A 6,976-nucleotide genomic window follows, 5' to 3' on the forward strand; every position below is an offset into this window, starting at 1 on the left:
TACTGCGTAACAGTGGGAGAGTAGGTAGCCGCCGTTTTTAAGAAGCCTCGCTTGTCTATTGGACGGGCGAGGCTTTCTGTTTTTTATTACTTTGGTATTTATATCGCCGTTTTTAACAGATACAAACCTCATAATACCTATTAAAAAAGTGAATATTTACTGATAATTTGTATGTTATGAGGATATTTATTTGTATCTTTGTCGCCCGAATTGTAAGCTAACGATTTAAAAAAGAGAGAAGCTTTGGGAAAGTTTGATAAATACAAAATTGACTTGAAAGGAATGCAAACAGACTCTGCTAAGTATGAGTTTGTATTGGATAACCTTTACTTCGCTCACATTGATGGTCCTGAAGTTCAGAAAGGAAAGGTGAATGTTACATTGACCGTGAAAAGAACCTCTCGTGCTTTCGAGCTGAGTTTTCAGACTGAGGGAATGGTATCAGTACCATGTGACCGTTGTCTGGATGATATGGAGCTACCTATCAGTTCTTCTGATAAACTGATGGTAAAGTTTGGACATGAATATGCAGAAGAAGGTGACAACCTGATTGTGATTCCCGAGGAAGAAGGGGAAATCAACGTTGCATGGTTCATGTATGAGTTTGTTGCGCTCTCTGTACCCATGAAGCATGTACATGCTCCCGGTAAGTGCAATAAAGCGATGACTGGTAAATTGAACAAGCATTTGAAAACAAATGCGAATGAGGATAGCGATGATACTTTCGACACAGGTGGAGATGACATCGTAATTGAGGAAGAAGTGGAGGAACAAATTGATCCCCGCTGGAATGAATTAAAAAAAATATTAGATAATAATTAAAGTTTTAAGAAAATGGCACATCCTAAGAGAAGACAATCAAGTACGAGACAAGCGAAGAGAAGAACTCATGATAAGGCAGTAGCTCCTACATTGGCTATTTGTCCGAATTGCGGTGAATGGCACGTTTACCACACTGTATGTGGTGCTTGTGGCTATTACAGAGGCAAGCTCGCTATTGAGAAAGAAGCAGCTGTATAATTAGTACAGTTATACTGAAAACAGCCTGGGGGTGAAACTCTCCGGCTGCTTTAAGTATTATAGTATTGCTAATTTAAAATAGGTTTGATGGAAAAAATAAATGCAGTAATCACAGGAGTCGGCGGGTACGTACCCGATTATATCTTGACTAACGACGAGATATCAAAAATGGTGGATACCAACGACGAATGGATTATGACTCGTATCGGAGTAAAGGAAAGACATATTCTGAATGAGGAAGGATTAGGTAGTTCATACATGGCGCGCAAAGCTGCCAAACAGTTGATGAAGAAGACTGGTGCTAATCCTGATGATATCGATTTGGTTGTTGTTGCTACCACTACTCCTGACTATCACTTCCCTTCTACAGCTTCTATTCTTTGTGATAAACTCGGACTAAAGAATGCTTTTGCCTTCGACTTGCAGGCTGCTTGTAGCGGATTCCTGTATTTGATGGAGACAGCTGCTAATTTCATCCGTTCGGGAAGATATAAGAAAATTATCATTGTCGGTGCCGATAAGATGTCGTCAATGGTTAACTATACAGATCGTGCTACATGCCCCATTTTCGGTGACGGTGCTGCTGCCTTTATGGTGGAACCCACTACGGAAGATTACGGAATCATGGATTCGATACTGAGAACAGATGGCAAAGGTTTGCCTTTCCTCCACATGAAAGCTGGTGGTTCGGTTTGTCCTCCGTCTTATTTCACAGTAGACAATAAAATGCACTATTTGCACCAGGAAGGAAGAACAGTATTTAAATATGCTGTATCCAACATGTCGGATGTCTCTGCTGCAATCGCAGAAAAGAATGGTCTGACGAAAGATAGTATCAACTGGATTGTTCCGCATCAGGCGAATGTCCGTATTATCGAGGCTGTGGCTCACCGTATGGATGTGCCAATGGATAAAGTGTTGGTAAATATTGAGCATTACGGTAACACGAGTGCCGCTACACTTCCTCTGTGTATCTGGGATTATGAAGATAAACTCAAAAAAGGCGATAACATCATTTTCACTGCATTCGGTGCCGGATTTACTTGGGGCGCAGTATACGTGAAATGGGGTTATGATGGAAAGAAGGAATCGTAACGTAAGTTACTGAACTATAACACTCAAAAACGCATCCTATTTCGATTCGATGCGTTTTTTTGTCTCAACCAATAAAATAAAGAGAAATGCATAAAGCAGGTTTTGTAAACATCGTAGGAAATCCGAATGTCGGAAAGTCGACATTGATGAATGTCTTGGTGGGCGAACGTATTTCGATCGCTACCTTCAAAGCGCAGACTACTCGTCACCGGATTATGGGAATCTATAATACGGATGAGATGCAGATTGTTTTTTCTGATACTCCGGGTGTGTTGAAGCCCAATTATAAGCTACAGGAGTCTATGCTGAATTTTTCTACTTCGGCATTGACAGATGCGGATATCTTGCTTTATGTAACGGACGTGGTGGAGACGCCGGATAAGAATAATGAGTTTATGGAAAAGGTGCGTCAGATGACGGTGCCTGTTCTCTTGCTCATCAATAAGATAGATCTTACAGATCAGGAAAAACTGGTAAAGCTGGTGGAAGAATGGAAAGAGTTGCTTCCCCAAGCCGAAATTATTCCGATTTCTGCTACATCAAAGTTCAATGTAGACTATGTGATGAAGCGGATCAAAGAACTGCTGCCCGATTCTCCTCCTTATTTTGGAAAGGATCAGTGGACGGATAAGCCTGCCCGTTTCTTCGTGAATGAGATTATCCGGGAAAAGATTCTGCTCTATTACGATAAAGAGATCCCCTATTCGGTGGAGGTTGTTGTGGAAGAGTTTAAGGAAGAACCGAAGAAGATTCATATTCGGGCGGTGATTAACGTGGAACGTGATTCGCAGAAAGGAATCATTATCGGTAAACAGGGAAAGGCGTTGAAGAAGGTGGCTACCGAGGCTCGCCGTGAACTGGAACGTTTCTTTGGAAAGACTATTTTTCTCGAAACGTATGTGAAAGTGGATAAGGATTGGCGTAGTTCGGATAAGGAACTCCGCAATTTTGGTTATCAGTTAGATTAAGAGTATTCATGCGACTGTGATAGTCGTGAAAAAACAAGGTATTGAACTATGGGTAATTTAGTTGCAATTGTAGGACGCCCGAATGTGGGCAAGTCTACCTTATTTAACCGTCTGACGAAGACTCGTCAGGCTATTGTGAATGAAGAAGCGGGTACAACCCGCGACAGACAATATGGCAAGTCTGAGTGGCTGGGCCGTGAATTCTCTGTGGTTGACACCGGTGGATGGGTGGTCAACTCGGATGATGTCTTTGAAGAGGAAATCCGTAAGCAGGTATTATTGGCTGTGGAAGAAGCGGATGTCATTCTGTTTGTAGTGGATGTGATGAATGGAGTGACTGACTTGGATATGCAGGTAGCTGCTATTCTGCGTCGTGCTAATAGTCCGGTGATTATGGTTGCCAATAAAACGGATAACCACGATTTACAATATAATGCTCCCGAATTCTATAAACTGGGATTGGGCGATCCGTATTGCGTTTCTGCCATGACAGGAAGTGGTACGGGTGATTTGATGGACTTGATTGTCAGCAATTTCAAGAAAGAGTCGTCAGAAATCCTGGATGATGATATTCCCCGTTTTGCTGTGGTAGGACGTCCGAACGCCGGAAAGTCTTCCATTGTAAATGCATTTATTGGGGAAGAACGTAATATCGTAACAGAGATTGCCGGAACTACCCGCGACTCTATCTATACTCGTTACAATAAATTCGGATTTGATTTTTACCTGGTGGATACAGCGGGTATCCGTAAGAAAAACAAGGTAAATGAAGACTTGGAATATTATTCAGTCGTTCGTTCGATTCGTTCTATCGAAGGTTCGGATGTTTGTATTCTGATGTTGGATGCTACAAGAGGTGTTGAGGGGCAGGACTTGAATATCTTCTCTCTGATTCAGAAGAATCAGAAAGGTCTGGTAGTTGTTATAAATAAGTGGGATTTGGTGGAAGATAAATCTGTGAAAGTACAGAAAGCGTTTGAGGAAGCTGTTCGCTCGCGTTTTGCTCCGTTTGTCGATTTCCCGATCATCTTTGCTTCTGCACTGACTAAGCAACGTATTCTGAAAGTGCTTGAAGAAGCACGTAGTGTGTATGAGAACCGGACGACAAAGATCCCGACCGCACGTTTGAATGAAGAAATGCTTCCGTTGATCGAGGCTTATCCGCCTCCTTCAAATAAAGGTAAGTATATCAAAATTAAATATATCACACAGTTGCCGAATACACAGGTGCCTTCATTTGTATATTTCGCCAACTTACCTCAGTATGTGAAAGAGCCATACAAACGTTTCCTCGAAAATAAGATGCGTGAGAAATGGAATCTGACAGGTACTCCGGTTAATATTTATATTCGACAGAAATAAATAAAAAAGACACGGATTGTCTCAATTATATAGAACATATATAGGGACAATCCGTGTCTTTTTATAAATATATCTCTGTGAGATCTTGTATTACTTTGTAGTAGACTTATTTCTCCAACTGGAAATCTTTTCGGCGTAACACGAAACTGTTACTCAAGTATTTTTCACGTACAATCTGATTTTCCGATAATTCTTCCGGTGTTCCCTGGAAAAGGATCTTTCCTTCGAACAGCAGATAGGCGCGGTCTGTGATACTAAGCGTTTCCTGTACGTTGTGGTCGGTAATCAGGATTCCGATATTCTTGTCTTTCAGTTTCCATACAATTTGCTGGATATCTTCTACGGCAATCGGGTCGACACCGGCAAAAGGTTCGTCAAGCATGATGAATTTGGGGTCGATGGCAAGACAACGGGCAATCTCTGTACGGCGGCGCTCACCTCCCGACAACTGGTTACCTTTATTTTTGCGTACCTTTTGCAGACGGAACTCTGCAATCAGGCTTTCGAGTTTCTCTTTTTGATATTCTTTGGGCTTGTTGGTCATTTCCAGTACAGAGGCGATATTATCTTCCACGCTCATCTGGCGGAAAACGGATGCTTCCTGTGCAAGGTAGCCGATTCCCGTTTGTGCGCGTTTGTAAACCGGATATTTGGTAATTTCCAGGTCATCGAGGAAAATACGTCCTTCATTAGGAGTAATCAACCCTACAGTCATATAGAATGAAGTCGTCTTACCGGCACCGTTCGGTCCCAGCAAACCTACAATCTCACCTTGCTTCACATTGATGGAAACGTGGCTTACAACGGTTCGTTTACCGTACTTCTTAACCAGGTCTTCCGTGCGGAGCACCATCTTGCTTTCTTCCATATTCTAGTTATTTTGCGGCAAATGTAGTAAAAATAAGCTGAAATAATGTACATTTGCAGACAAATAGTGTGAGTTATGATAAAAGCATTGAGAACCGTCGGGAGATATTTCATGCTGATGGGACGGACTTTTTCCCGCCCCGAACGTATGCGTATGTTCTTCCGGCAATACCTTAACGAGTTGGAGCAGCTAGGTGTGAACTCCATCGGTATTGTGCTGTTGATTTCGTTTTTCATCGGCGCAGTGATTACCATTCAGATTAAGTTGAATATCGAAAGTCCATGGATGCCCCGCTGGACAGTGGGATATGTGACACGTGAAATTATGTTGCTGGAATTTTCTTCCTCCATCATGTGTTTGATTCTTGCCGGAAAAGTCGGGTCGAATATCGCTTCGGAATTAGGAACGATGCGGGTGACGCAACAGATTGATGCGCTCGAAATTATGGGTATCAATTCGGCGAACTACCTGATTTTACCTAAGATTACGGCGATGGTGACTGTTATCCCTATTCTAGTGACATTTAGTATCTTTGCCGGAATCATCGGTGCCTTTTGCACGTGTTGGTTTGCCGGGGTTATGAATGCTGTCGATCTCGAATATGGTTTGCAGTATATGTTTAACGAATGGTTTATCTGGGCGGGTATCATCAAATCCCTCTTTTTTGCGTTTATCATTGCAAGTGTGTCCGCTTTCTTCGGATACACGGTAGAGGGAGGTTCGATTGCTGTAGGAAAGGCTTCTACGGATGCCGTAGTATCCAGCAGTGTATTGATTCTGTTTTCAGACTTGATATTAACTAAACTTTTGATGGGATGATTGAGATTAAAGGACTTTATAAATCATTTGATGACAAGACAGTATTGAGTGATATCAATGCTGACTTTGCAAATGGAAAGACAAACTTGATTATCGGTCAGAGTGGTTCCGGTAAGACGGTGTTGATGAAATGTATTGTAGGATTGCTAACTCCGGAGAAAGGGGAAGTCTTGTATGACGGGCGTAACCTTGTCCTGATGGGGAAGAAAGAGAAGAAGATGCTTCGCAAGGAAATGGGAATGATTTTCCAGAGTGCGGCTCTTTTTGACTCTATGACCGTATTTGATAATGTGATGTTTCCACTGAATATGTTTAGCAACGATATCTTGCGTGACCGGATCAAACGGGCGATGTTCTGTCTGGATCGTGTGAATCTGGGGGAAGCGAAAGATAAGTTTCCGGGAGAAATCAGTGGTGGTATGCAGAAGCGTGTGGCTATTGCGCGTGCGATTGCCTTGAATCCGCAATATCTGTTTTGCGATGAACCGAACTCGGGGCTGGACCCGAAAACGTCATTGGTGATTGATGATCTGATCCACGATATTACGCAGGAATATAACATGACGACCATTATCAATACGCATGATATGAACTCTGTATTGGGAATTGGTGAGAAGGTGATTTATATTTATGAGGGACATAAAGAGTGGGAAGGTACGAAAGATGATATCTTTACTTCTACCAATGAACGACTGAATAACTTTATCTTTGCTTCCGACTTGCTCCGTAAGGTGAAGGACGTGGAAGTGCAGGGAATGGAAGGGTAATAAAAAAACTTCTGTCATCGGGTGACAGAAGTTTCTTTGTACGCTCGGCATGAGCATTATCTAACGGGTGTAAGTCC

General features: G+C 42.3%; 8 protein-coding genes. 7 read left to right on the plus strand and 1 reads right to left on the minus strand.

The features are described 5' to 3' along the window. Positions 1-243: 243 nt before the first annotated feature. The 5 genes from DXB58_RS27360 (at position 244) to der (ending at position 4,445) form a co-directional block, all read left to right on the plus strand. Positions 244-822, plus strand: a complete 579-nt coding sequence (locus tag DXB58_RS27360; protein ID WP_004297143.1) for a DUF177 domain-containing protein — start codon at positions 244-246, stop codon at positions 820-822. Between the two features lie 12 nt (positions 823-834). Beyond that, positions 835-1,020, plus strand: coding sequence for a 50S ribosomal protein L32 (gene rpmF, locus DXB58_RS27365; protein ID WP_004296852.1), 186 nt, complete (start codon positions 835-837; stop codon positions 1,018-1,020). 87 nt (positions 1,021-1,107) lie between these two features. Continuing rightward, positions 1,108-2,115, plus strand: coding sequence for a beta-ketoacyl-ACP synthase III (locus DXB58_RS27370; RefSeq protein WP_004323568.1), 1,008 nt, complete (start codon positions 1,108-1,110; stop codon positions 2,113-2,115). Positions 2,116-2,201: 86 nt separating this feature from the next. Then, positions 2,202-3,083, plus strand: coding sequence for a GTPase Era (gene era / locus DXB58_RS27375; protein WP_004297147.1), 882 nt, complete (start codon positions 2,202-2,204; stop codon positions 3,081-3,083). 48 nt (positions 3,084-3,131) lie between these two features. Continuing rightward, complete coding sequence (gene der / locus DXB58_RS27380; RefSeq protein ID WP_004297149.1) at positions 3,132-4,445, plus strand: ribosome biogenesis GTPase Der; 1,314 nt, start codon at positions 3,132-3,134, stop codon at positions 4,443-4,445. Between the two features lie 106 nt (positions 4,446-4,551). Here der and lptB read toward each other — a convergent pair whose 3' ends face one another. After that, entirely contained in the window at positions 4,552-5,313 is a 762-nt protein-coding gene (gene lptB, locus DXB58_RS27385) for an LPS export ABC transporter ATP-binding protein (protein ID WP_004297152.1), read from the minus strand. A gap of 75 nt (positions 5,314-5,388) precedes the next feature. Here lptB and DXB58_RS27390 point away from each other — a divergent pair, with 75 nt between their 5' ends. Further along, positions 5,389-6,132: an ABC transporter permease gene (locus DXB58_RS27390; protein WP_004297154.1), complete on the plus strand. Its 744-nt coding sequence runs from the start codon at positions 5,389-5,391 to the stop codon at positions 6,130-6,132. Continuing rightward, positions 6,129-6,899, plus strand: coding sequence for an ABC transporter ATP-binding protein (locus DXB58_RS27395; protein WP_004324648.1), 771 nt, complete (start codon positions 6,129-6,131; stop codon positions 6,897-6,899). The genes DXB58_RS27390 and DXB58_RS27395 overlap by 4 nt, the downstream gene beginning before the upstream one ends. The last annotated feature ends 77 nt before the right edge of the window (positions 6,900-6,976 follow it).

This window comes from Bacteroides sp. OM05-10AA (assembly GCF_003439055.1).
Lineage (GTDB): Bacteria > Bacteroidota > Bacteroidia > Bacteroidales > Bacteroidaceae > Bacteroides > Bacteroides intestinigallinarum.

Bases quoted from the DNA above. Each gene is read 5' to 3' on its own strand.
- DXB58_RS27390 (WP_004297154.1), top strand. From the start codon at position 5,389: ATGATAAAAGCATTGAGAACCGTCGGGAGATATTTCATGCTGATGGGA.
- rpmF (WP_004296852.1), top strand. From the start codon at position 835: ATGGCACATCCTAAGAGAAGACAATCAAGTACGAGACAAGCGAAGAGA.
- era (WP_004297147.1), top strand. From the start codon at position 2,202: ATGCATAAAGCAGGTTTTGTAAACATCGTAGGAAATCCGAATGTCGGA.
- der (WP_004297149.1), top strand. From the start codon at position 3,132: ATGGGTAATTTAGTTGCAATTGTAGGACGCCCGAATGTGGGCAAGTCT.
- lptB (WP_004297152.1), bottom strand. From the start codon at position 5,313: ATGGAAGAAAGCAAGATGGTGCTCCGCACGGAAGACCTGGTTAAGAAG.
- DXB58_RS27370 (WP_004323568.1), top strand. From the start codon at position 1,108: ATGGAAAAAATAAATGCAGTAATCACAGGAGTCGGCGGGTACGTACCC.
- DXB58_RS27395 (WP_004324648.1), top strand. From the start codon at position 6,129: ATGATTGAGATTAAAGGACTTTATAAATCATTTGATGACAAGACAGTA.